The 24,266-nt window shown below is 71.6% G+C and carries 20 protein-coding genes and 1 pseudogene; 12 read left to right on the top strand and 9 right to left on the bottom strand.

The annotated features are described in order from the left end of the window. Positions 1–28 precede the first annotated feature (28 nt). Positions 29–844, bottom strand: coding sequence for a helix-turn-helix domain-containing protein (locus QM591_RS11790; RefSeq protein WP_415132589.1), 816 nt, complete (start codon positions 842–844; stop codon positions 29–31). Positions 845–846: 2 nt separating this feature from the next. Then, positions 847–1,491 carry an NUDIX hydrolase family protein gene (locus QM591_RS11785; protein WP_415132588.1) on the bottom strand — a complete coding sequence of 215 codons (645 nt, stop codon included), beginning with the start codon at positions 1,489–1,491 and terminating at the stop codon, positions 847–849. Positions 1,492–1,541: 50 nt separating this feature from the next. Here QM591_RS11785 and QM591_RS11780 point away from each other — a divergent pair, with 50 nt between their 5' ends. The 6 genes and pseudogenes from QM591_RS11780 to QM591_RS11755 all read left to right on the top strand — a co-directional run bounded on the left by QM591_RS11780 (position 1,542) and on the right by QM591_RS11755 (position 11,217). Beyond that, positions 1,542–2,189 carry an alpha/beta hydrolase gene (locus QM591_RS11780; RefSeq protein WP_415132587.1) on the top strand — a complete coding sequence of 216 codons (648 nt, stop codon included), beginning with the start codon at positions 1,542–1,544 and terminating at the stop codon, positions 2,187–2,189. 381 nt (positions 2,190–2,570) lie between these two features. Further along, a pseudogene (locus QM591_RS11775) lies at positions 2,571–2,924 on the top strand (ATP-binding cassette domain-containing protein); the annotation flags it as partial. Further along, complete coding sequence (locus QM591_RS11770) at positions 2,916–4,073, top strand: AAA family ATPase (RefSeq protein WP_415132619.1); 1,158 nt, start codon at positions 2,916–2,918, stop codon at positions 4,071–4,073. The pseudogene QM591_RS11775 and the gene QM591_RS11770, both read left to right, overlap by 9 nt. 57 nt (positions 4,074–4,130) lie before the next feature. Then, positions 4,131–5,603, top strand: a complete 1,473-nt coding sequence (locus QM591_RS11765) for a hypothetical protein (RefSeq protein ID WP_415132586.1) — start codon at positions 4,131–4,133, stop codon at positions 5,601–5,603. A 55-nt stretch (positions 5,604–5,658) separates the two neighbouring features. Further along, positions 5,659–10,416 carry a DEAD/DEAH box helicase gene (locus QM591_RS11760; RefSeq protein ID WP_415132585.1) on the top strand — a complete coding sequence of 1,586 codons (4,758 nt, stop codon included), beginning with the start codon at positions 5,659–5,661 and terminating at the stop codon, positions 10,414–10,416. Positions 10,417–10,443: 27 nt separating this feature from the next. Next, entirely contained in the window at positions 10,444–11,217 is a 774-nt protein-coding gene (locus QM591_RS11755; RefSeq protein ID WP_415132584.1) for a DNA-formamidopyrimidine glycosylase family protein, read from the top strand. 9 nt (positions 11,218–11,226) lie between these two features. Here QM591_RS11755 and QM591_RS11750 read toward each other — a convergent pair whose 3' ends face one another. Next, on the bottom strand, positions 11,227–11,934 hold the full coding sequence (locus QM591_RS11750) for a YitT family protein (protein ID WP_415132583.1): 708 nt from the start codon (positions 11,932–11,934) through the stop codon (positions 11,227–11,229). A 45-nt stretch (positions 11,935–11,979) separates the two neighbouring features. Between QM591_RS11750 and QM591_RS11745 the strand changes: the two genes are divergently transcribed. The 4 genes from QM591_RS11745 (at position 11,980) to QM591_RS11730 (ending at position 15,167) form a co-directional block, all read left to right on the top strand. Beyond that, positions 11,980–12,915, top strand: coding sequence for a phosphodiester glycosidase family protein (locus tag QM591_RS11745; protein WP_415132582.1), 936 nt, complete (start codon positions 11,980–11,982; stop codon positions 12,913–12,915). 7 nt (positions 12,916–12,922) lie between these two features. Beyond that, positions 12,923–14,035: a glycosyltransferase gene (locus tag QM591_RS11740; protein ID WP_415132581.1), complete on the top strand. Its 1,113-nt coding sequence runs from the start codon at positions 12,923–12,925 to the stop codon at positions 14,033–14,035. A gap of 41 nt (positions 14,036–14,076) precedes the next feature. Then, positions 14,077–14,484 (top strand): transferase, encoded by a 408-nt coding sequence (locus QM591_RS11735; RefSeq protein ID WP_067164153.1) that lies wholly within the window; start codon positions 14,077–14,079, stop codon positions 14,482–14,484. 77 nt (positions 14,485–14,561) lie between these two features. Then, the gene (locus tag QM591_RS11730; RefSeq protein WP_415132580.1) at positions 14,562–15,167 is read left to right on the top strand and encodes a thermonuclease family protein; all 606 of its coding nucleotides are present in this window, start codon (positions 14,562–14,564) and stop codon (positions 15,165–15,167) included. Positions 15,168–15,198: 31 nt separating this feature from the next. Here the strand turns inward: QM591_RS11730 and QM591_RS11725 are convergent, their stop codons facing one another. Beyond that, positions 15,199–15,597 (bottom strand): DUF1304 domain-containing protein, encoded by a 399-nt coding sequence (locus QM591_RS11725; RefSeq protein WP_197464314.1) that lies wholly within the window; start codon positions 15,595–15,597, stop codon positions 15,199–15,201. A 31-nt stretch (positions 15,598–15,628) separates the two neighbouring features. Between QM591_RS11725 and QM591_RS11720 the strand changes: the two genes are divergently transcribed. Continuing rightward, positions 15,629–16,372 (top strand): LysR family substrate-binding domain-containing protein, encoded by a 744-nt coding sequence (locus QM591_RS11720; protein WP_415132579.1) that lies wholly within the window; start codon positions 15,629–15,631, stop codon positions 16,370–16,372. 333 nt (positions 16,373–16,705) lie between these two features. Here QM591_RS11720 and QM591_RS11715 read toward each other — a convergent pair whose 3' ends face one another. From QM591_RS11715 to QM591_RS11700, 4 genes are all read right to left on the bottom strand, one after another. Continuing rightward, complete coding sequence (locus QM591_RS11715; protein ID WP_415132578.1) at positions 16,706–19,183, bottom strand: CHAT domain-containing protein; 2,478 nt, start codon at positions 19,181–19,183, stop codon at positions 16,706–16,708. 61 nt (positions 19,184–19,244) lie between these two features. After that, positions 19,245–20,915: a S8/S53 family peptidase gene (locus QM591_RS11710; protein WP_415132577.1), complete on the bottom strand. Its 1,671-nt coding sequence runs from the start codon at positions 20,913–20,915 to the stop codon at positions 19,245–19,247. 78 nt (positions 20,916–20,993) lie between these two features. Continuing rightward, positions 20,994–21,458 (bottom strand): hypothetical protein, encoded by a 465-nt coding sequence (locus tag QM591_RS11705; protein ID WP_415132576.1) that lies wholly within the window; start codon positions 21,456–21,458, stop codon positions 20,994–20,996. Then, the gene (locus QM591_RS11700) at positions 21,448–22,089 is read right to left on the bottom strand and encodes an RNA polymerase sigma factor (protein ID WP_415132575.1); all 642 of its coding nucleotides are present in this window, start codon (positions 22,087–22,089) and stop codon (positions 21,448–21,450) included. Before QM591_RS11700 ends, QM591_RS11705 begins: the two co-directional genes overlap by 11 nt. A 106-nt stretch (positions 22,090–22,195) precedes the next feature. Between QM591_RS11700 and QM591_RS11695 the strand changes: the two genes are divergently transcribed. Next, positions 22,196–22,921, top strand: a complete 726-nt coding sequence (locus tag QM591_RS11695) for a glutamine amidotransferase-related protein (protein WP_415132574.1) — start codon at positions 22,196–22,198, stop codon at positions 22,919–22,921. Between the two features lie 51 nt (positions 22,922–22,972). Here the strand turns inward: QM591_RS11695 and xylB are convergent, their stop codons facing one another. Next, the gene (gene xylB, locus QM591_RS11690) at positions 22,973–24,265 is read right to left on the bottom strand and encodes a xylulokinase (protein ID WP_415132573.1); all 1,293 of its coding nucleotides are present in this window, start codon (positions 24,263–24,265) and stop codon (positions 22,973–22,975) included. Position 24,266 lies beyond the last annotated feature (1 nt).

The raw sequence follows: 24,266 nt of genomic DNA, 5'->3' as shown, positions 1-24,266 counted from the left end.
CCCGAGCCGCGCGGATTGCGGGACCGCGTCAGCGGCGACCCAGCAGGAACGTGGCCAGCGTCGGCCGCCAGTGCTGCGCCACGTAGGCGAGGGCCTCGTCGACGCCGAAGGCGCGCGTGGAGTTGCCGACCCGCACCCACAGCTCGGCATTCCCGCCCTGCGTCAGGAACACCGGCTCGGGTGCGCGCGGACACCGCACGGCGCACACCGTCGCCCCGTCGACGTCGGCGAAGCGGATCCGCGGCAGGGCTGCCGCGTTCTTCCCGAGCGTCGTAGTGAGGAGGTCGCGCAACCAGAGCTCGAATCGATCGGCGTCGGGAGTGCGCAGCGTCGCGAAGTCGCGATCGAGGCCGACTGCCCGCCCCTCATCGTCGGCGCCGATGACCAGCGTGCCGCCGCGGCTGTTGAGGAACGCCGCCACCGTCTTGGCGACCACGGCCTCCATTCGGGCGTCCTTCTTGTCCTCCCGCACGTTCCAGCGGGCCGTCTCCTTGAACTCCACCCGTTCGGACTCGCCGGCGTGGAGGAGCGCGCGGATGTCGATCCCGGAGCCGTCGCGCCGAAGGAGGACGGCGGCGCCGGCCACGAGGAGCGACAGACCCAGGCTGCATCCCGCGGCGATGAGAAGCGTCATCGGCATCCAGATGCGAAGCCCCGCGAACAGCCAACCGGAGACGAACAGACCGGCACTGAGTCCCAGCACCGAGACGATCGTCATGACCGACAGCGGCAGCGAGAGGCGGCGCCCGAAGAGAGCCCGCAGCGCCCACGCGATGAGGAACGAGACGGCCAGGGCGACCGGGAGGGCGAGCGCGAAGTCGACGAGGAGGGCGCTGCGCGGCATGGTCAGCGCAACGCCCCGACCGACGCGAGGGCGTGCCGGACGAGCGTGCCCCGGCCGCCCTCCATCTCGGCGGCGAGGTTGTCGGAGGCCGCTTCCTGCGGCGACATCCAGGTGACCTCGAGCGCATCCTGCCGCGGCTCACACGTGCCGGTGACCGGCACGACGAACGCGAGCGACACGGCGTGCTGGCGGTCGTCGTGATAGGCGCTGATCCCGGGGAGCGGGAAGTACTCCGCCACGGTGAACGGCACCGGCTGCGGCGGGAGCAGCGGGAACGCCATCGGGCCGAGGTCGTTCTCGAGATGACGGAAGAGGGCATCACGCACCGTCTCGCCATAGCGCACCCGTCCGGAGACGATCGTGCGGGTGATCTCGCCGAGCGGCGTCGCGCGGAGCAGAATCCCGACCTCGGTCACCGCCCCGGTGCCGTCGGTGCGCACCGGGACCGCCTCGACGTAGAGGATGGGAAGCCGCCGCCGGGCCTCGGCGAGCTCGATGTCACTCAACCAGCCGGGATTGGCCGCGGAGCCGGGCGCGGGCGAGCCGAAGGAGCCCCCCTGGCCGTCGCGACCGAAGCCGCGCAGCGGGTCGCGCGGGGTCTCGTCGTCGCGGTCGCTCGGGTCGGGGTCGGGAGTGCGGACGGCCATGACTCCATGTATACCTCGTCCGCGTCGGTGCGGTCGGAGAGAATGGTCGCATGAGTCCGATCCCCCGGCTGGATGCCGACGCGGTGCTGTGGAGCGTCCCGCCGTCGGAGCGCGAGGGCCGCCCCGTCCTCGTGCTGCTGCACGGCTACGGCTCGGAAGAGCACGACCTCTTCGCCCTCGTCCCGCACCTGCCGTCGGAGTACGTCGTCGCCGCCGTCCGCGCGCCGCTCGCGCCTCCGTTCCCGACGCCAGGGTGGTCCTGGTTCCCGATCGAGGGACTGCGCGGCCGGGATCCGGAGGGCACGACCGCCGCCGCCGAGGCGTTCTTGGAGTGGCTCGACGGTGCGGTCGATGCGCCCACGGTCGGGTTGCTCGGCTTCTCACAGGGAGCCGTCGTGGCACTGCAGGCACTGCGTCTGCGCCCGCAGAGGTTCGCCTTCGCGGTGGTCCTCGCCGGCTACGTCGATGCGGCGGCCCTCCCCGGTGACGCCGAGCTGGCGGAGCGACGGCCGCCGGTCTTCTGGGGGCGCGGCTCGCACGACGAGGTCATTCCCGCCGACCGCGTCGCCCATACGGTGCAGTGGCTTCCCGCGCACGTCGACCTCAGCGGACGCGTCTACGAAGGTCTGGCGCACAGTGTGTCTCAGCAGGAGCTCGACGACGTCCGCGTCTTCCTCGACAAGCGCCGGGACCCGTGAGGCGGCGGCCTGTCGGGTATAGTCGTGGAGTTCCCCGTCCCGAGTGTGAGGAAGACCGTTGAAGGGTTTCGACGCCGCGCTGTGATCCCGCGCTAGCCGTCGCCCTCCGTTCTCCCATCCCGGACCGGACTCGATGCGACGTCTGCGCACCATTCCCGCGCTGACGTCGACTCCCTCCCGCCTCCTCCGGCCTCGGCCGTCGAGCGCGCACCGGTGTCCGCGGCGTCTGCGCACCCCCGATCCGCGATCGGGGCCACCGACACCTGGGAGGCACTCATGCCTGCGAACTCCACCGCGGTCACCCTCGACCGCATCTCCTTCACCTGGCCCGACGGCACCGTCGCCCTCGACGGCGTCAGCGGCGCCTTCGACACCGGACGCACGGGCCTGGTCGGCCGCAACGGCGCCGGGAAGTCGACGCTCCTCTCCCTCATCGCGGGAGAGCGTGCGCCGTCAGCCGGCCAGATCCTCGTCGCGGGGGCCGTGGACCGGCTGCCGCAGCACCTGACGCTGGACGTCGACCGCCCGGTCGCAGACCTGCTCGGCGTCGGCGAGGCCGTGCGCGCCGTGCGGGCGATCACCGACGGCGACGTCGACCCCGCACACTTCGATGCCGTCGGCGACGACTGGGACGTCGAAGCCCGCGCCGAGGCCGCGCTCGCCGAGGCAGGGCTGCCTGCCGGCGCGCTCGACCGCCGCGTGGGAACCCTCTCCGGAGGCGAGGCGATGCTGGCGGCGCTCGTCGGCGTGCGCCTGCGCGGCGCGCCCATCGTGCTGCTGGATGAACCGACGAACAACCTCGACCGCGACGCCCGTGCGCGGGTGTACGACCTGGTCCGCTCGTGGCGCGGAACGCTCATCGTCGTCAGTCACGACACTCGGCTGCTGGATCTCATGGACGACACCGCCGAGCTCTACCACGGCGGACTGTCGGTGTTCGGCGGCGGGTACTCCGCATGGCGAGAGGCCCTCGAGGCCGAACAGGCCGCGGCACGCCAGGCCGAGACGGCGGCGCGTCAGGCGGTCCGCCGCGAGAAGCGCGACCGCCTCCAGACGGAGACGAAGATCTCCCACCGGCAGGCGGTCGGACGCAAGGCCGAGGTCGAGAAGCGCGTACCCGGGATCCTTGCGGGGGCCCGCAAGCGCTCCGCGCAAGTGACAGCGGGAAAGCTGCGCACCGAGGCGGCCGAGAAGGTGGCGGCGGCCCGGGCGACTCTCGATGCGGCCGAACGCCGCGTCCGCGACGACGAATCGGTCCACATCGATCTCCCCGACCCCGGCGTCGCGACGGGCAGGCGCATCGCGACGCTCGGCGACGCCGACCGGGAGTGGGTCGTGCAAGGCCCCGAGCGCGTCGCTCTCATCGGCCCCAATGGGGCCGGCAAGACGACCCTCCTGGAGAGACTGGTCGCGCACACGGACCGAGACAGGGACCGGGATCCCCGACTCGGGGGCCTGCGCGCCCTGGCTCACACCGACCGGATCGGCTACCTCTCCCAGCGCGTCGACGGCCTCGACGACACCCGATCCGTGCTGGAGAACCTCCGCACTCCCGGGATGGGCGACGTGGAGCTGCGCAACCGTCTGGCTCGGTTCCTCCTGCGTGGCGATGCCGTCCTCCGCCCGGTATCCGCGTTGTCGGGTGGCGAACGGTTCCGGGCCGCTCTGGCTCGCCTCCTGTTCGCCGACCCGCCTCCGCAGCTGCTCGTGCTCGACGAGCCGACGAATAACCTCGATCTGGACACGGTCGACCAGCTCGTCGACGCCCTCGCGGTCTACCGCGGCGCCGTGGTCGTCGTCAGCCACGACGACGGCTTCCTGCACCGGGTCGGTCCGGATCTCGTGCTCGAACTGCGAGACGGAGAGCTCATGGAGAGGCGGTGAGCGATTTTCACGGGAGGGCGCCTTCGAGGGCACCCTAGGATCACCAGAGGAGGGCACATGAGCAACGACGCCACTGGTTCCGGAGAACGACTGCGTGACGAGCGCACAGGTCGAGGCGGGATCCGGCGTCGCTGGGTTCCGTGGGCGGCCGTCGGCGCGGTCGTCGCCCTCGGAGGCGCCGCAGCGCTGGCAGTTCCTTTGCTCACCCGGTCGGGAGAACCCGCCACGGCGCCGACCTCGATCAGTCCGACGGCCGCCTCGCCAGAGGCCAGCGCCGAGTCTCCGTCGCCTGCGGCGTGCGTCGTGACGGCACCTGAGGTGACCTGGCGCGACCCCAGCTCCCTCTCGCTTCCCACAGACGGGAACCTGGAGAGCACCGTCGTTCAGGAGGTGCCGTGGATCGACGTCGAGGGCGGCCTGTGGCCCGAGGTGTTCGCCGGCGATGACGAGACGTTCGGGGTGATCTCCACCAACGGCACGCTCGCGCGCAGCTCTCTGGCCCTGGTCGACCGCGCCGGTCGTGTGCAGTGGAACGTCGAGCTCGACGGTCGCGCCACCGTCCTGTCCACTCCGGCCAGGACCGGCGTGGAGGGGCGCATCGTCGTCCTCGTTTCTCGCGACGAGGAAGCCCCGCTGATGCAGGCCTGGGATCTGGACACCGGAAAACTGGCATCTCAGGAGGAGGCGTCCGGAGAGGTCTACCCCGTCTCGACAAGCGCATCGGTCGCTGCGAGCGCCGACATCGCTCCGCGTGACGCCGACGCGTTCTACGTTGCGGACCGGGGCGCCCTCACGCGCGTCGACGCGACGACTTTGCAGCCGCAATGGAGCTTCGATGCCGCGGCCTACGGCGTGGGCGAGCTCGAGGGCGGAGTACCCCTCTCGGTGCTGAACGACATCGCCTTCGCGGGAGGCCACGCGCTCGATGTCGACAGCGGTCGGCCACTGGGCTGGGAGACCGCCGGCACCGCGTTCGTCGCCGGCGGGGTGACCCTGGAGGCCCCCCTGCGGTACGACGCGGTAGGACCCTACACGGTGTCCGGTCTGGACACGAGGACGGGCGACACCTGCTGGTCGCGCGACGTGCTCGATATCGCCGCGACCGCCGACGCGTTGTGGTTGCTCACACCCGACGGAGCCATCGAGCGGGTCGATCCGCACTCCGGGACCACCACCCGGACCCTCGCCGATGTCAGCGCCGACCACCTCGACGTCGCGGGGCACTTCCTCCTCGCCGTGGACTCCGGGGAGGAGGGCTCCGCCGTGGCGCTGGCAACCGTGTTCGACCAAGACGAGCAGATCGGCGCGATGGAGATCGATAGCGGGGCCAGCGTCCACATGTCGGGTGACCAGATCGTCATCGCGACGCCGGGCAACGTGACGGTCGAGCCGACCCTCAGCGCGTATCGACTTCCCGCCATCGACCCGGTGTGGCTGATCGACGTGGATGCCGTCGTCGCCGGCGGAGTCGTCTTGCAGACCGTGATCGACGGCGACGCAGGCGCGGCGCGCGTCGTTCTGCTCCACTGACCCGGCCTGAGCAAGCCCTGGTGCCGATGTCGGTGCACGGGGTGAAGATGTACTGATGGCCGACGTGCTCGAACGGTTCGGTCCTGCGACGCAGGACTGGTTTCGTGGCGCCTTCCACCGGCCGACCGACGCCCAGGCCGGCGCATGGCAGACCATCTCGGCCGGAGCACACGCGCTCGTGGTCGCCCCCACGGGCTCCGGAAAGACACTGTCGGCGTTCCTGTGGTCGATCGACCGGATCTTCCATGACAAGCAAGTGGTCGTGCCGTCGCCCGAGCGGGCGGGGAAGAAGGACCCCCACCCGCCGCGCACCCGCGTGCTCTACATCTCGCCCCTGAAGGCCCTCGGCGTCGACGTCGAGAGGAACCTCCGGTCACCGCTCGTCGGAATCGGGCAGTCGGCGCGGCGCCTGGGGATCGCGGTCCCCGAGATCACGGTCGGCGTGCGCTCCGGAGACACGGCATCCGCCGACCGGCGAAAGCTCGTCTCCGACCCGCCTGACATCCTCATCACGACTCCGGAATCGCTGTACCTCATGCTGACCTCGCAGGCGGGGCAGACCCTCCGCGGCGTGCACACCGTGATCGTCGACGAAGTGCACGCGGTCGCGGCGACCAAACGGGGTGCGCATCTGGCCGTGAGCCTGGAACGCCTCGATGCTCTGCGGCGCGACAGCGATCCCGACGCCGTTCCGGTCCAGCGCATCGGCCTCTCGGCGACGGTGCGGCCGATCGACGAGGTCGCACGATTCCTCGGCGGCTCTCAGCCCGTGGAGATCGTGGCTCCCCGAGCAAGCAAGTCGTTCGACCTGTCGGTCATCGTGCCGATGGACGACATGCGCAATCCTCCTCCGCCGCCGGGGAGCGAGCCGGCGAATCCGTCCGATGCCGGTCCCGGGGGCGACGCCGCCGACGCCGAGACGAGCGCCCCGGGGCCCGCGTGGTACGACGCAGCACCGGGGGCCTCCCCCGCTGGCGGAGCCGGGTCGGCAGAGATGACGGGGTCGGTGTGGCCCCACGTCGAGGAAGCCATCGTCGACCGCATCCTGGCCCATCGCTCCACGATCGTCTTCGCGAACTCTCGTCGGCTGGCCGAGCGCCTCACCGGCCGGCTGAATGAGATCTACGCCGAGCGGCTCGGGATCGAGCTCCCCGACGCCGCCGTCCCCGCCGCGATGATGGCGCAGGCGGGATCCTCTGCCGGCGTCGACCCGGTGCTGGCCAAGGCCCATCACGGCTCCGTGTCCAAGGAGCAGCGAGCGCAGGTCGAAGACGAGCTGAAGTCGGGGGCACTGCGGTGCGTCGTCGCGACGAGCAGTCTCGAGCTCGGGATCGATATGGGCGCCGTCGACCTCGTCATCCAGGTCGAGGCGCCGCCTTCCGCGGCCTCGGGCCTGCAACGCGTCGGCCGCGCGGGGCACCAGGTGGGCGAGGTCAGCCGCGCCGCGCTGTTCCCCAAGCACCGCGGCGACGTCCTTCACACCGCCGTGGTGACCGAGCGCATGCTGGCGGGGAAGATCGAGGCGATTGCCGTTCCTCAGAATCCACTCGACATCCTCGCGCAGCAGACGGTGGCCGCATGCGCGACGGGACCGGTCGATGTCGAGGGGTGGTTCGACACCGTCAAGCGCTCGGCTCCGTTTCGCTCGCTGCCGCGCTCGGCCTACGAGGCGACGCTCGATCTCCTCGCGGGCCGATTTCCCTCCGACGAGTTCGCCGAACTCCGCCCGCGCCTGGTGTGGGATCGCGACCACGGCGTGCTGACGGGCCGCCCCGGGTCGCAGCGCATCGCGGTGACCAGCGGCGGCACGATCCCCGACCGCGGGCTGTTCGGGGTGTTCGTCGCCGGCGAGACGCGCAATGCGCGCGTCGGCGAGCTCGATGAGGAGATGGTCTACGAGTCACGCGTCGGCGACGTCTTCACGCTCGGAACGACGAGCTGGCGGATCGTGGAGATCACCCACGACCGCGTCAATGTGCTCCCGGCGTTCGGACAGCCCGGCAAGCTCCCGTTCTGGCACGGCGACGGCCTGGGCCGGCCGGCCGAGCTGGGCGAGGCCCTCGGCGCCTTCTCACGGGAGATCTCGAGCGCACCGCCCGAGAAGGCGACCGCCCGCCTGCGCGAATCCGGACTCGACGACAACGCCATCGGCAACCTCTTGTCGTACCTGGGCGAGCAACGCGAAGCGACCGGCACGCTTCCCACCGACAAGACGCTCACGGTCGAGCGCTCTCGTGACGAGGTGGGCGACTGGCGCATCATCCTGCATTCCCCCTACGGCATGCACGTGCATGCGCCGTGGGCGCTCGCCGTGAACGCGCGCATCCGCGAGCGACTGGGCGTGGAGGGATCGGCCGTCGCGAGCGACGACGGGATCATCGCCCGTGTGCCCGACGCCGAGTCGGAGCCTCCGGATGCCGAGCTGTTCGTCTTCGACCCCGACGAGCTGGAGCAGATCGTCACCGATGAGGTGGGCGGGTCGGCGCTGTTCGCCTCCCGATTCCGGGAGTGCGCGGCCCGCGCCCTGCTCCTTCCGCGACTGAACCCGCAGAAGCGCTCCCCGTTGTGGCAGCAGCGGCAGAAGTCGGCGCAGCTGCTCGAGGTCGCCCGCAAGCACCCCACCTTCCCGATCATCCTCGAGACGCTCCGCGAAGTCCTTCAGGACGTCTACGACGTGCCGGCTCTGCTCCGGATCGCCCGGGCGATCGGCGACCGCCGCATCCGGCTGATCGAGACCACCACGTCGCAGCCCTCTCCCTACGCACGCGACCTGCTGTTCGGTTACGTCGGCGCGTTCATGTACGAGGGCGACTCGCCGCTCGCGGAGCGGCGCGCCGCCGCGCTCTCGGTCGACCCGGCGCTCCTGGGCGAACTGCTCGGCAAGGTCGAGATGCGCGAGCTGCTCGATCCGGGGATCATCGCGCAGTTCGAACGCGAGGTGCAGCGGCTCGATCCCGCCCGGCGCGTGCATGGTCTGGAGGGTGTCGCGGATCTGCTGCGACTGCTCGGCCCCCTCGACGCCGTGGAAGTGGCCGAGCGACTCACCCCCGACGGCGCCGCGGCGGACGAGGAGAGCACCGCGGCGGCCTCGACGGACCAGGCGACGGCCCACCTCGACGCCCTCGTCTCGGCGAGGCGCGCGATCCGCGTGACGGTCGCGGGAGTGCCACAGGTGGCTGCGATCGAAGACGCCGGACGACTGCGCGATGCCCTCGGCGCGGCGCTTCCCGTGGGCATCCCGACGGCCTTCCTGGAACCGGTCACGGACCCCCTCGCCGACCTCGTCGCCCGCTTCGCCCGCACCCACGCCCCCTTCCGCACCTCCGAGGTGGCGCGGCGGCTCGGCATCGGCGGTGCCGTCGCCCGACAGGCTCTCCAGCGCCTGGAATCGCAGGGCCGGATATCCAGCGGCTACTTCCTCCCCGAACGGGCCGCTGATCCCGCTGCCGACAACGATCTGGAGTGGTGCGATGCCGAAGTGCTGCGCCGCCTGCGCATGCGGTCGCTCGCGGCCCTCCGCGGCGCGGTCGAACCGGTGGAGCCCACGGCGTTCGCACGCTTCCTCCCCGCCTGGCAGCACGTCGGGTCCGCGAGCGCCGGGCGAGGGCTGGACGGGATCGACGGCGTCCTCGCCGTGATCGAGCAGTTGGCGGGTGTGCCGCTTCCGGCCAGCGCCTGGGAATCGCTCATCCTGCCCGCGCGGGTCAGCGATTACGCCCCGGCGATGCTCGACGAGCTCACCGCCACCGGAGAGGTGCTCTGGTCCGGGCACGGCTCACTTCCGGGGCGCGACGGGTGGATCGCCCTCCATCCTGCCGACACGGCCGCCTTCACACTCCGCACGGACGACCGGACGCCCGAGTCTGCCCTGGAGGAGCGCGTGCGGGAGGTGCTCGCGGGAGGCGGTGCCTACTTCGCGTCGCAACTGGTCGCCCTGGTCGGCGCCGAGAACGAGCAGTCGGTCGTCGAGGCTCTGTGGAACCTCGCCTGGAGCGCCCGCGTGACCAATGACACGTTCTCGCCCGTGCGGATGCTCTTGGCGGGAGGCTCGCAGGCCCATCGGGCCGTGCGGAGGACCCCGCGCGCCCGGATGTTCCGGGGCACCCCCATCGCCCGCCCGACCAGCGCACCTCACCGCCCGCCCCTCGTGGGCGGACGCTGGTCGCTCCTCCCCGCGGCCGAGACCGACGGGGCGCTGCGGGCGGCAGCGGCCGCGAGTCTGCTGCTGGAGCGGTACGGCGTCGTCACGCGTGGTTCCGTTCAGGCCGAGGAGCTCCCGGGAGGTTTCGCGCAGGCCTACCGCACCCTCGCCGGATTCGAAGAAGCCGGGCACTGCCGACGCGGCTACTTCATCGAAAAACTGGGCGCAGCGCAGTTCGCCACCTCGGCGACGGTCGATCGCCTGCGTACCTTCGGCGGCGCATCCGACGAGGACACACCCGCCCTGGAAGCGGTCACCCTGGCCGCCACCGACCCGGCCAACGCCTACGGAGCCGCGCTGCCCTGGCCCGCACAGGACGGCGGACACCGCCCGGGTCGGAAGGCCGGTGGTCTGGTCGTGCTGGTCGATGGCCGTCTCGTGCTGTATCTGGAGCGCGGAGGCCGATCGGCGCTTGCGTTCACCGATGAGGAGCCGGTGCTGGATGCGGCGTCGCGCAGCCTCGTCGAGACGGCGCGGATCCGACGGCTCGACACCCTCACGATCGAGAAGGTGAACGGCGTGTTCGTCTACGGCACTTCCGTCGGCCGCGCGCTCCGCGACGCCGGGTTCGTGGAGTCGGCCCGCGGCGTCACCTTGCGCAGGGCACGATGATCCGCGGGGTGCCGAGGAGGGCAAGCCGTGCCCGAGGGTGACACCGTCTTCCGTACGGCGCGGCGTCTGCACGACGCCCTCGCCGGACGGATCGCCACGCGGTTCGATGTCCGCGTGCCGGGAAGCGCCACGGCCGACCTGACCGGGGAGCGCATCCACGAGGTCGTTCCCCGGGGAAAGCACCTGCTCCTGCGGATCGGCGAGGCCACCCTGCACTCGCATCTGAAGATGGAGGGGCACTGGGACCTCTACCGCGCGGGCGAACGGTGGCGTGCCCCCGCCTTCCGGGCACGGGCGATCGTCGGGACCGCCGCCGTGGACGCCGTCGGATTCGACCTCGCCATGGTCGAGGTGCTCCCCACCGCCGACGAGGATCGCGTGGTCGGGCATCTCGGCCCCGATCCCCTCAGCCCCGAGTGGAACGCAGCCGAGGCGGCACGCAACCTCGCCTCCGACGACCGAGCCATCCACGTGGCCGTGCTCGATCAGCGCCACGTCGCGGGATTCGGGAACGAGTACGCGAACGAGCTGCTGTTCGTTCGTGGCGTCCTTCCGACCACCCCCGCATCGGAGGTCGACACCCTGGCCCTCATGGAGACGGGCGCCCGCATGATCCGCGCCAACCGTGACCGGCTCGGTCGCACCTTCACGGGCGACACTCGTCCCGGCCGACAGACCTGGGTGTATCGGCGGGAGGGGAAGCCGTGCCGGCGCTGCGGGACGCTCATCCTCGGTACGGAGCTGGGGGCGGATCCGACGGCGGAGCGCATCGTCTTCTGGTGCCCGCGCTGTCAGATCTGACGCAGGGACTCAGTGCCCGAGGTAGCGTCCCGGGCGATGGTTCAGCGCGAGGACCAGGTTCAGCACCACCGCTCCCCCCGCACTCAGCACGACGCTCTGCCACGACACCACGAGGAGAGCCGAGAGGATCACGACGACGTCGAACGCCATGAGCGTCCACCCCGCCCGGATGCCGGTGCGGTCTTGCAGGAGCAGCGCGATGATGTGGACTCCGCCGACGCTGGATCGATGACGGAAGAGGATCAGCACCCCCACGCCGGCGAGGAGATTGCCCGCCAGTGTGCCGTAGATCGGCTCGATCGCCCCCAGCGGAAGGAAGTGCTGATGGACGAGCGCGAATCCCGAGACGAGGCCGATGGAGGCGATGGTGCGGAGGGTGAAGTCCCACCCCCGCTTCCAGACGGCCAACACGGCGAAGGGGAGGTTGATGACGGCGAACAGGAGCCAGAAGGGCCACGGGGTGGCGTAGCCGAGAAGGAGGGACAGGCCCGCGGTGCCGCCGGTCACCGAACCCGCCGCGTGCAGGAGGTGGAGACCGAGGGAGGTGATGAACGTCCCGGTGAGGAGCCCGAGCACGTCCTCGACGACGCCGTGCTCGGTGGCCTTCGCATCGAACACGAGCGAGGGTCCCGTCGTGGAATCCTCACCCTCTGCGGGAGCGGTGGGGTGGGCGGTCACCACCCCATTCTGCCGCGCCACGCCATAGCCGATCCTCATGCGCGACACACCTCGCGCATGTGCTCGGCACGCAGACTGTCCGCCATGAGAAGACGCGTGAAGCAGGGCATCCTCGCCGCCACGGTGTCGGTGGCCCTGGTCACCGCCGGGGGAGCGACCTGGGCGCTGAACCGGTTCGTGATCCCCCACGTGTCGGTCGCCGACGTCGCAGCCTACGAAGCGGCACACGGCGAGGACTCGACGCCGGTGGCCTCCGCGTCGGCCGAGGCCAGCCTCACCGAGGACTCGTACACCTCGGGGTCGACGTCGGTGACCATCACGACGCGCACGACCGGCACCGGGGACGACACGGTGACCGCCTACATCGCCGAGGTGACCTTGAGTGATGCCACGGTGCTGCGCAGCGCGTTCGCGAACAACCAGTTCGGCGAGAACATCACCGCTCTGGTCTCGGAGACCGCCGAGGCCAACAACGCCGTCTTCGCCGTCAACGGCGACTACTACGGCTTCCGCGACAGCGGCATCGTCATCCGCAACGGTGTCGTCTACCGCGACGACGGAGCCCGCGAGGGTCTGGTGATCTATCGCGACGGCACGGCGGCCGTGTACGACGAGACGCAGACCACGGCGCAGGCGCTCCTCGACGACGGGGCGTGGAACACCCTGAGCTTCGGTCCGGCGATCGTCGAGGACGGAGCGGTCGTCGCAGGCATCGATGACGTGGAGATCGACACGAACTTCGGCAATCACTCGATCCAGGGAGAGCAGCCGCGGACGGCCATCGGCATCATCGATGCGAACCACATCGTGTTCGTCGTCGTCGACGGCCGTGACGCGGGCTACAGCCGCGGAGTGACGATGACCGAGCTGGCCGACATCATGGTCTCGCTCGGCGTCTCGACGGCGTACAACCTCGACGGCGGCGGGTCCAGCGAGATGTGGTTCAACGGCGAGGTCGTCAACCGCCCCTCCAACGGCGGAGAGCGCGCGACCAGCGACATCCTCTACATCGCGAAGTGACCACCTCATGTACGTCCTCCTCATCCCCGCCTACGAACCGGACGACCGTCTGCTCGACGTGATCGACGCGATGTCCCGGGCCGTCCCGGCCGGGGATGCCCCGGCAGCCGTGGTCGTGGTGGACGACGGATCCGGACGCGCCTTCACCGACGTGTTCGACCGCGCCCGTACACGCGGCGCATGGGTTCTCACCCATCCCCGCAATAGAGGAAAGGGGGCGGCCCTGAAGACGGGGTTCCGGGAGATCGCCGGACGCTGGCCCACCGCCGACATCGTCACCGCCGATGCCGACGGCCAACACCGTCCCGACGATGTGGCCGCCGTGGCCCGACGCCTCCGAGAGGCGGGGCGGGGCCTGGTCCTCGGCGTGCGCACGTTCGAGGGACCCGTTCCCGCGCGCAGCCGCTGGGGGAACGGGATCACTCGGGTCGTCTTCCGAGCGGCCAGCGGCCAGGATCTGCGCGACACGCAGACGGGCCTCCGTGGCTATCCGGCGGCCGCACTACCGTGGCTCGCCTCAGTGCCGGGCGATCGTTTCGAGTACGAGTTCTCGATGCTCCTGCGGGCACGCGGCGCCGGGTGGGACCTGATCGAGGTGCCCATCGCGACCGTATACCTGCAGGGCAACGCCTCCAGCCATTTCCGGCCCGTCGCCGATGCCGCGCGCATCTACGCACCGTTCCTGCGCTTCGTCCTGTCGGCGATGGCGGCTTTCGTGCTCGACATGGGGCTCCTGCTGCTGGTGCAAGCCCTCACCGGGTGGCTGTTGCTGTCGGTCGTCCTGGCTCGGGTGGTCAGCGCCGGGGTGAACTTCGCCGTCAACCGGTCCTTCGTCTTCGGAACCGTCCGCTCGCTGCCGCTGCGCACGGCCGCCGCCCGGTACTTCTCCCTGGCTGCCCTCCTCCTGATCGCCAGCTATGGTTCGCTGACCGCCCTCCTCGACCTCGGCATGTCCCTGGCGATCGCGAAGCCGGTCACCGATATCGCACTCTTCGCCGTCAGCTTCGCCGTCCAGCGCGCGGTCGTCTTCGCTCCCGTCCCGGGAAGCGCACCTCCCCTCGTCGCCCCTCCCCGACAGCGGAGCGAGACGGTGTCGCCGAGGATGCTTGCGCGGGAATGAAACAGGGCGCCGCCGCGTTGTCGTCTGTGTCAGGAGGTCAAGTGGGCAAGAACTACGTCGACATCGAGAACGACCGGGGCGAGACGCTGCGTTACCGCAAGCACGCCAATGGCCGTGGCCTGATCGCGAACGGGGCCAAGGTGCACCCGACGGCGCTGGTCGAGGCCGGCGCGTATGTGGAGCCCGGGGCGCAGGTCGCTGCGGGTGCGCACATCGGGCGAGGCGTGTGGATCGAACCGGACGCCGTCATCGGCCCCGAAGTGGAGATCGCGCCGCACGCGCACATCGGTCCCGGCGCGGCCATCGGACCGCGCGCCAGGATCGGGGTGCGGGCCTTCGTCGGAGCGGGCGCGCGCGTGGCCGGAGGATCCCTCATCGGCGACGATCAGTCGATCGGCGATGGCGAGGCGGTCGCGACCGATCGCCGCGGGCTGCACTTGGCGGCCTGACCATCATCCGGCGGCCGGAGCGGGAGCCGGACGCCTCGGAAAGCCTCAGGGCCGACCGGCTCGGTTAGCCTCGGGACGTGAGACGACGACCGCGCACCGTGAGCATGGGTTCCCTGCTCACCGGGGTCGCGGTCGTCGCCGTCGTGGCGGGCGTCGCGTGGTGGGCCTCAGGTCCGCTCATCGCGCAACCCCCCGCGCACGAGGGGCCCGAGCGCGCGGCCACCTCACCCGCGTCCGTCTCCCTGCCGGGCCGACCGCCCGACGCCTTCCCGCTCAGGGTCGAGTACGTCTACGACGGTGACACTCTTCGTGCCGAGCCGATCTCTCGCGACACCCCCTTCCCGCGCGGCGTCGCCGTCCGTGTGCGCCTGATCGGCATCGACGCCCCCGAAGGTGCCCCGACCGCCGAATGCGGCGCCGACGAGGCACACGACCGATTGCGCGCACTTCTGCCCGAGGGGAGCACGGTGTGGGCGGCGGCCGACCGAGACCTCCGCGACCGCTACGATCGCGCGCTGCTGTATCTCTGGACCGACGACGACGTGTTCGTAAACCACGCGCTCGTCTCCGCGGGCGATGCGGTCGCGATCCGCGTCGGGCGCAACGACACCCACTTCGCGCTGCTCTCACGCGCCGCGGCGGTCGCCGAAGCCGAGAAACGCGGGCAGTGGGGAGTCTGCTGACCGCGACGAGACGAATCCCGCCGTCCTCGTGTCAGGCGAGGAAGAAGAGGACGAAGCCGATCAGGGGCAGCGTGCCCTGGATGAGGGCCGGGCGCAGGTACTTCGCACCCGACGTGGTCAGTACGAGGGCCGCCCCCAGCATCGATCCGAGCGAGAACAGCGTCAGGGTGCGTCCGGCGACCTCGGCGGCGCTGTCGGCGCCCCCGGTCCAGAACAGCACGAGACCGATCACGACCCCGATCGCGAGGAACAGGTTGTAGAAACCCTGGTTGTACGCCATCGGCTTCGTCACATCGGCGGCGGCCTGATCGGCCACCCCGAAGCGCTGCCACACTTTCGGCTGCGTCCACTGGATGCTCTCCATGACGAAGATGTAGACGTGGAGCAGGGCGGCCAGCGCCGCGGCGACCGTCGCGATGAGAGGGATCATGCACCGAAGATAGCGCGACTACGCTGGCTGCATGGCGGGCGGGGGCGGATCGGCGAGACGGGGCGGTCGCCCGCGTCGCGCGACGGGAACCCCACAACACCGCCCGCAGGGCGCTGAGCGTGCGGCCGGACGCAACACGCGTCGCGTCCCGACGCCCGTCGAGTCCGCCCCGCCGCTGCCTCCCGGCCCGTTCCGCCTGGGGGCTGTCCCCGGCACGACGCCGGGCAAGTGGATCGACGCCTGGCGCTCCCGCATGCCGGGAGTCGAGCTGGAGCTCGTCCCCCTCGCCGTCGCCGATCAGCGCGAGCGGCTGTCGTCGGCCGAGCTCGATGCCGCCCTCGTGCGGCTGCCGCTCCGCCGCGACGATCTCCATGTGATCGCCCTGTACGACGAAGTGCCCGTCGTCGTGTGCGCGGCCGATTCCCACCTGACTGCCGCCGACGAGCTCACGGTCGCCGACCTCACCGGCGAAGTCATCATCCGTCCTGTCGACGCGGTGATCGAGGTCGAGGTGTCCGGTGCCGTCCCCGCGGTCTTCGCACCGCCGGAGACCACCGAAGAGGCCATCGCGACGGTCGCGACGGGCGTCGGCGTCACGATCGTGCCGATGTCGCTGGCGCGCCTCCACCACCGTAAGGACGTGGAGTATCGGCCGCTCCGGGAAGGACCTGTCTCGACGGTGGCCCTGGCGTGGCCGAGCGAGGCGCCCTCGGCGCTCGTCGACGTGTTCGTCGGGATCGTCCGAGGGCGCACGGCCAACTCCTCGCGCGGCTGACCTCGAACGCGTGGCCCCGCCGGGCCCTCCCCCGGCCCGGCGAGCCACCCGCCTGAAGGGAGATCCGTCCCCCACGGACTCCCCGAGGGGCCGGCGGTGCCCCCCGACCCCGCCGGCCCGAAGATCCGGTGTCCCCCAGGTGTCCCGGTCTTCATGAACGACGGAGCTCTGATCCCCACGGGGATGACGACTGCATCCCCATGCAGGGCGTCACGTTGTCGTTCATGGATGAGGAGGGCGTCGGGGCTGCGGTGATACATCCGACGCAGGCTTTTTCTGACGGACTCTCGTGACACGGACCGGCAGAAGCCCCTCGGCCAGCGCCACGGGTGATCAGAAGCCCGCGCCGTGGCACTGGAAGGGTGCGACGATGCCCGTCTCCCGCTGCGCCGCGGCCAACGCTTCGGCGGGGCGCGCGCCGCCCGCGAGATGAGTGTGCAGCGCGGCGAGCAGGTCGCAGGCGTCGTCGTCGGCGACGACCACGGGCGCCGCGATCACGCAGTCGGCGCCGGCGTGCAGCCAGGCGCGCGTCATCCCCACCGCTTCCTCGCCCCACCGCACCGACGATCGACCCACCTCGCACGCCGACAGCACCACGACGCGCGGGACGCGCGCGACGCGGTCGATGTCGTATCCGAACAGCACGCCGTCGCCGAGCTCGAGACCGGAGAAGAGCGGGTTGTCGGCCGCGTGGCGACCGTGCGCGGCGATGTGCAGCACGTCGACGTCGGCGGCGAGCGCGGTCGCCGCCGCCACGGTCGCCTCCGTCCCGGTGCGGACGCGGGGCGATGTCCACGAGCCGGCGGCCGCCGTGACCTCCTCGATGCCGCGCGCGACACGCGGCCCCGCAACGAACGCCGCGGTCTGCACCGGGGTGCTGACGGCGCGCGCCCAGCGCGACACCGAACCGGGGAGCGTGAATGCGCGGCCTCGCAGCGCAGGGAACATGCTCCACGGCACCCCGGCGAGGACACCGGGCGAGGAGATGACCAGCCGCCGCGCCGTGGTGCGCCGGAGGGGCTCCTCCACGAGGGCGCGCGACAATTCGCGCAGTCGGCCGTCGAGGGAGCGGCGGATGACATCGGCCATGGGGCCGGTGCGCACCGAGGCCGTCATGTCGAGGTCGGCGCGGAGCCCCGGGAGCGCGGCACGGGCCGACTCCCATGCCGTGAGCTCGACGAGCACGGCGGTCGTCGCGGTCGCGACGACGCAGAACAGTCCGCCACTGCTGTACACGTAGGAGAGCACCGCGGTGTCGTCGTCGAGGCGGGCGCGGAGCTCGTCGAGGTCCATCCGTGACTCGACGTCGGCGGCTCCCGTGCTCATCCACTGCTTCTGCCGTACCCGGTCGCCGAGCTCGACCGCCCGCGGGTCGGACAGCCAGTCGGCCCCGGGAAGGTCGGCGCGGAGCATACGGAGCTCGGCGAGGTCGGCGGCCAGGTCCGCATCGGGGGGCGGACGCAGCGGCACCACCTGCTGACTGAGCTGACGCGCGCGCTCCGACCATTCGAAGACCAGTGCGGGATCCGCCGTCTGCAACGCCGCGTCGATCCCGATGAGGAGGAGGTTCTGCCCGTGCATCGCCAAGGAGGCCTGCAGGTCCAGGCTGCCGTACGACGACCGCCACGCGGTGAGCTCCTCCAGGCCCTCGGCGGCGAGCCGCAACGCCGCACGGCGCCGCGCCGGAACTGCCGCGCGGAGCGCGCGCGTGGCCCGCACCTCGTGCGCCAGCAAACGAACCTCCAGCGACGCCGACGACGCCAGCCGCGGAAGACGCCCCGGAGGCCGGTCGTGGCGCGCTCGCCAGAGCTCGCGCGTCAGCCGGAGGGCGTCGGCCTCGTTGTGCAGCTTCGCCCGCGACAATCCGCGGGACACCCGATCGATCTCCCCGTCGTCGCCCGGGGGTGAGAGCTCGACGAGGCGACCGGATCGATCCATGTCGCCTGCGGCCAGCCGCGCGCGCAGGCGGATTCCGTCGGCCCGGAGCGCCCACGACGCCGCGCCCAGTTCCGCGAACCGTGCGGCGGCGACGGCGGCCACCTGCTCGGCACGCGCCGGATCGTGACGCAGGAGCGACTTGGCGAGGTGATGCTCCGCCTCGCCGCGGGCCTGCGGCATCCCATCGGCACCGAACGCCTCCGCCGCCGCGGCCAGGAGCCGCTCCGCTTCGGTCACCAGACCCGCGTCGCGCAGGACCTCGGCGCGGTCGGAGTCGCTGATGGCCGCGTTGGCCGCAGACTCCCCCGCGAGGATCGGCCGCGCCGCCGCCATCTCGCGCATCGCCCGGACGAGGTCGCCCTCCAGCAGCGCAACGTAGCCGAGGTTGTGTCGTGCTTCGGCCAGTTCGACCGGTGTGCCCTGCGAGGCGAACACATCCAGCGTTGCTTCCAGGTCGGCGGCGCTGGCGGCCAGATCACGCCGCTGCATGTGGATGAGGCTGCGGTTCACGCGGAGATTCGCCACCGCGATCGCGTCGTCAGGGATCGTGTCGATCGCGAGCTGGAGCCATTCGAGCGCCTCGTCGAGACGGCCCTGGTTCATGAGGAGCGTCCCGAGCTGCCCGGCCAGCACCCCCCTCGTGTGCGGTGAGAGCGCCGGGTCGTCGATGGTCTCACGGCACAGCCGCTCTCCCTCGACCGGGTCGCCGGTCTGAACGAGCACGTAGGAGAGCGTCCCCGCGATCCGGGCGCGCAGATCAACGCCCTCGGCGATCTCCGCAGCGGCGGCCAGCGTCTCCTTCGCCTCGGCGTAGCGACGCTGGTTCGTCAGTGAGAGACCCTGCTCGTACAGGTCATCCGCGGCCGCTGCCATACCCCCCAGCATGCCCTGTGCGGCGGCGGCACGCGCGCGCACAGGCGGAGGGAGAGCACGCTCACTCCTCGGACAGGGCCGCCTCGCAGGCCGCGCGCACGGCGTTCACCGCCCCCTCCGGCCGGTCGCCCGCCGCAGAAGGGGCGCCGAGAACGTGTGCGATCCGGCCGGCGATCAGCGGCGCCGCGAACGACGTGCCGCTCCACACAGCGAACCCCCCGCGGAAGTCCTCGGGGCCGATCGTGAGGCGCTCGCGCCCGTAGACGTCGTCGCGGGCGGATGCCTGGATGCCGCCGTAGAAGTCGGGGAGCGTGCTGACGATGGCGGCTCCCGGGGCGTAGATGCGCACCCACGGCCCCACGTTGGAGAAGAGCGCCGTCGTCCGGCGATCGGGGTTGAGCGCTCCGACGGAGACATGGGGCGCACCCGCGTCGGGAAGGATCCCGTTGTCGGCACCGGGCCAGGGCCACAGCGAGGCCGGAAAGGTCGGCCGGTCGATCGCGTCGTTTCCGGCCGAAGCCACGACCGCCGTCCCCATCGAGCGCAGCAGGGAGAGGAGGTCGTAGAGGTCGCGCGTATAGAGACCGTCCTGGGGCGTCTCGTGGTAGTAGCCGAGCGACAGATTGACGACGTCGATCGGCCGGCCACCCTTCTTGCCGTGCCGGTGGCGGTAGACGAGGACGGCGAGGTCTTCCAGGACGGCGAGGAGGTTCGACTCCTCCACCATGCCGAGGGCGTCGGCCACCCGCACCGCGAGGATGTCGGCGTCCGGAGCGGCCTGGCGCACGATCCCGGCGATGAAGGTGCCGTGGCCGGCCACCGGGTCGAGTTCGCCGTCGAGCGGACCGTAGAGGTCGGGGTAGATCTCGGGGTTGGCCTCGTCGTCAAGGCCGATGACGCGTCCGTCGAGCGTCACGCGACGATCGACGATGTCGTCGGGAAGCCAGCTGTGCGCGCCCGCCCCGGTGTCGAGCACCGCGACGACCGCGCGCCGGCGACCGCGCGGCAGCTTCGACCGGATCGGCGCCGCGCCCACCCAGGCGACCGGCTGCCGCCCGCCCGAGCCGCAGTCGTCGTACTCGCCCACCGGATTCGACTTCGTGAAGGGATTGGACTTCGTGAACGGGTTCGACTTGGTGAAGGGATTGGACTTCGTGAACGGGTTCGACTTCGTGAAGGGGTTGACCCCGATCGGATCGACGGTGAGGACGTGATCGAGCCCGACCCGGTCGGCACCCACCTTTCGCAGGGCCGCCGCCGCGTTCCCGCCGGCTCGGTCGCTGCTGGCACCCGCGAACGCGTCACGGCGCACCTGCTGCAGCACGCGCCAGGCGTCGGGAAGGGCGGGGGAGATCCCCCCGGCTCCTTCTTGCGGCGTGGTCAGCCGCACCCGCAGCACGCGCGGCGCACCCGGCACGCGCTCTTCGGGACTCTCCCCGTGGCCGAGCTCGGTGCCGTCGAGGCGCTCCGGGACGACGCCCCAGCCGAAGGCGCGCGCCGCCTCCCGCACCCTGCTGTACGGGCCGTCCCCGGTCTCGAGGTCGCCGTCGCCCGGCGCGAGGCTGATCAGCAGCCGGTCCGGCACGTACGCGGTCTGGAAGGCCTCGATTCCGTCGAGCGGCTCGGTCCCGGGGTCGAGCACCGTTGCGGAGATCACGGAGCCGCGGGCGCGATCGCGCCAGGACCAGCCCTTCGGCTGCGGCGTGCGGCCGTCTCGTTCGTCGTCGACCATGCGTCATCCTCTCGTCGGCGCCGCCGGACGGGCACCGGCGGCGATGGGGGTGCGAGGCGGTGGGTCTCGCGGGTGGAGCTAGACCTCGAAGCGGGGAGTGCGGAGCTCTGCGGGTGTGCCGGCCTCCGTCGCCTCCTCCAGCACGATGCGCAAACGCGTCATGCCGCTGGGCACGTCGTCGAAGGCGAAGCGCCCGTGCTCGGGAACGGCACTCCAGGTGCGCTCGTCCTGCTCGAGCTCGATCGAGACGGTGGCTGCGTCGATCCAGCCGTCCACGCGTCGTCGGCCGTCGGCGGCAGCGACGACGTGGACGAGGACGCTCGCCGTCCCGTCGCTGAACTGCAGCGTGAGGGCATCGGCGTCGCCGCGGACGGCCGCCAACTCGGTCTGCGAGACCAGGGTCAGCAGCGCGTACTCGCGCGACAGGTCGGCGGTGGCCACCGAGGCCACCATCCGGTCGACGAGATCGGCCGGCATCGGGTCGATCTCCTCCCACGTGCGCCGGAGCGCGTGGAACAGCACAGCGTCGTCGTCAGCGCCCATGGGCGTCTCCCGTCCATCCGTCGGCGGCGAGCGCCGCGCGTAGCTTGTCCAGACAGCGGCGCCGCGTGGGGCCGATCGATCCGACCGGCATCGACAGGTCGGCGGCGATGCTCGCGTAGTCGGGGCGCTCCTCGAAGGCGACGACGCGCAGCAACCGGCCGCAGCGTTCGTCGAGGGTGCGGACCGCCCGCCACAGGCGATGGTCGCTGTCAGCGGCCTGGGCGTGCGTCTCCGCCGACTCGGCCACGGCCAGGAGCGGTTCGATCTCCGCGTCCTCGGTGGGGCGGACGCGTTGCTGAGCCCGCGCGGTGCGCCAGGCCTCGCGGCGCGCGCACGTGGTGAGCCAGCCCGCCACGGCCCGCTCGTCGGCGATGCCGTCGTGGCGGCGCACGAGAGTCAGCCACGTCGTCTGGACGACGTCCTCCGCGAGCGCGCGCTCGAGCCCGTATGCGCGAACGACGTGCCAGAGCACGGGCGTCATGAGGCGGACGAGGTCGTCCATCGCGCGAGCGTCGCCGCGGCGCCACCGCCCGAAGGCGGCAGATGCGCGTTCCCAGATGGAGCCGTCGCCGACCTCCCGCCCGTCGTCGTCCGGATCTTCCCGCACGTGCGACGGGTCGGTTGCAGTCATACCGCCCATTGTGGCCATATGAGGAGGAGTGGGACCAGAGTCGGTCTGATACATGCGGCGCGGAAATCTCCGGAAACGGATCCGACGCCCCGCCTAGACTCGGTCCATGCGTCCCCTCGTCTATCTGTGCGCGCGTCCGCAACAGGGTGCAGCGGCCGCCGAATACGAGTCCTTCCGCACCGCGATGCGCGCGAAGGAGTCGGAGCTGGAGCGGTGGGATCTGGTGGCCGCGCCGCTTCCTGCCGACGCCCTGGATCGCTGGCGGGGTTTCGTCGTCGGCGGCAGCCCGTTCAATGTGACCGATCCCGAGTCGACGAAGACCGACATCCAGCGGCGGGTCGAGGCGGATCTGGCGCGCCTGGCGCACGAGGCGGCAGACGGGCGGGTCGCGGGACTGTTCACGTGCTACGGCATCGGCGTCGCGACCCGGGCCCTCGGCGGAGAGGTCACCCGCGCTCACCCCGAGGACACCGGCCCGACGGTGGTCTCGCTGAGGCCCGAAGCCGCCACCGATCGGCTGTTCGGCGGACTCGCCGACCGGTTCGAAGCCCTGACCGCCCACAAGGAGGGCGTGGAGACGCTCCCCGCGGGGGCGGTGCTCCTGGCCACGGGCGACGCGTGCCCGGTGCAGGCATACCGCGTGGGTGAGCGACTGTACGCGACGCAGTTCCATCCGGAGCCCACGGGTCGGGCCTTCACGGAGCGCATGGCGGTCTACCGCGACGACGGCTACTTCGCCGCGAGCGACTACGACGCGATCGCCGCCCGGGTGCTGGCCGCGTCGCTCAGTGAGCCGCCGCGCGTCCTCCGCGCCTTCGCGCAGACGTTCTGACCGCGGATCGGTCGCCGGAGGCGGTGCGGGGTCGCCCGTCCCGTCGTGTCGTCAGAGCACCGATGCGGCCTGGCGTGCGGCGCCGAGAGCAACGTACTCCCCCGGCTCGGGGACCTCGACGGGAACGCCGAACACGTCCGGTGCGATCCGGCGGACGGCCTCGGACTGCGCTCCCCCACCGATCAGGAGCGCCCGCTCGATCGGCACGCCGAGTTCGCGGAGGGCGGCAAGACCCGCGCCGAGCCCCCCGAGCATGCCCTCCACGGCGGCGCGGGCGAGGTTCTCGCGCGTCGTCGAGGCGAGGGTCATGCCGGTCAACGACGCCGTGGCGTCGGGGAGGTTGGGGGTGCGTTCGCCCTCGAAGTAGGGCAGGAGGGTGAGACCTCCTGCCCCGGGTTCGGCCGCCAGCGCGAGACGGGAGAGCTCGTCGTGGTCGACGCCGAGCAGACGAGCGATCGCGTCGAGGACGCGTGCCGCGTTGAGGGTGACGACGATGGGGAGGAAATGACCGTCGGCGTCGGCGAAGCCCGCGACGGTTCCCGACGCATCCCGCACCGGCTTGTCGCTGATCGCGAAGACCGTGCCGCTCGTTCCGATGGAGACGACCACGTCGCCCACGCGCGCTCCGACCCCGAGGCCCGCGCCGGCATTGTCGCCCGCACCCGGACCCACCCGGCGTCCGGCCGCGTCGGTCACCCACTCCCGAGGCCCGAGGACGCGCGGCAGGACAGCGTCGTGGCCGAGCGCCGCGACGAGCAGCTCACGGTCATACCCGTCGTCATCGGGGTTCCAGTAGCCGGTTCCCGAGGCGTCGGAGCGGTCGGTCACGAGCTCCGCCAGATCGGGACTCTCGCCCGCGCGGGGCCCGTAGCCCCGAAGTCGCCAGGTGAGCCAGTCGTGCGGCAGGGCGACCGCAGCGACGCGCTCGGCGTTCTCGGGCTCGTGGTCGCGCAGCCACCGCAGCTTGGTGATCGTGAACGACGCGACGGGGACGAGGCCGGTGCGGCGCACCAGTTCCTCGGCGCCGAACTCGGCGATGAGGTCACTGGCCGCTCCGGCCGACCGGGTGTCGTTCCACAGCAACGCATCGCGGACCACGGCACCCGCGCCGTCGAGTGCCACCATGCCGTGCTGCTGCCCACCGATCGCCCACGCGGAGACGTCGTCCATGCCGCCGGCGGCGGCGATCGCCTGCTGCAGCGCGGTCCACCACGCTTCGGGATCGACACTCGTGCCGTCGGGGTGCGACGCGCGCCCCTGGCGCACGATCCGCCCGCTGTCGGTGTCGACGATCACGACCTTGCACGATTGCGTCGAGGAGTCGACGCCCATCACCAGTGCCATT

The organism is Microbacterium sp. (assembly GCF_047607225.1).
GTDB lineage: Bacteria > Actinomycetota > Actinomycetes > Actinomycetales > Microbacteriaceae > Microbacterium.
This window is presented reverse-complemented; position numbering and strand designations above follow the sequence as displayed.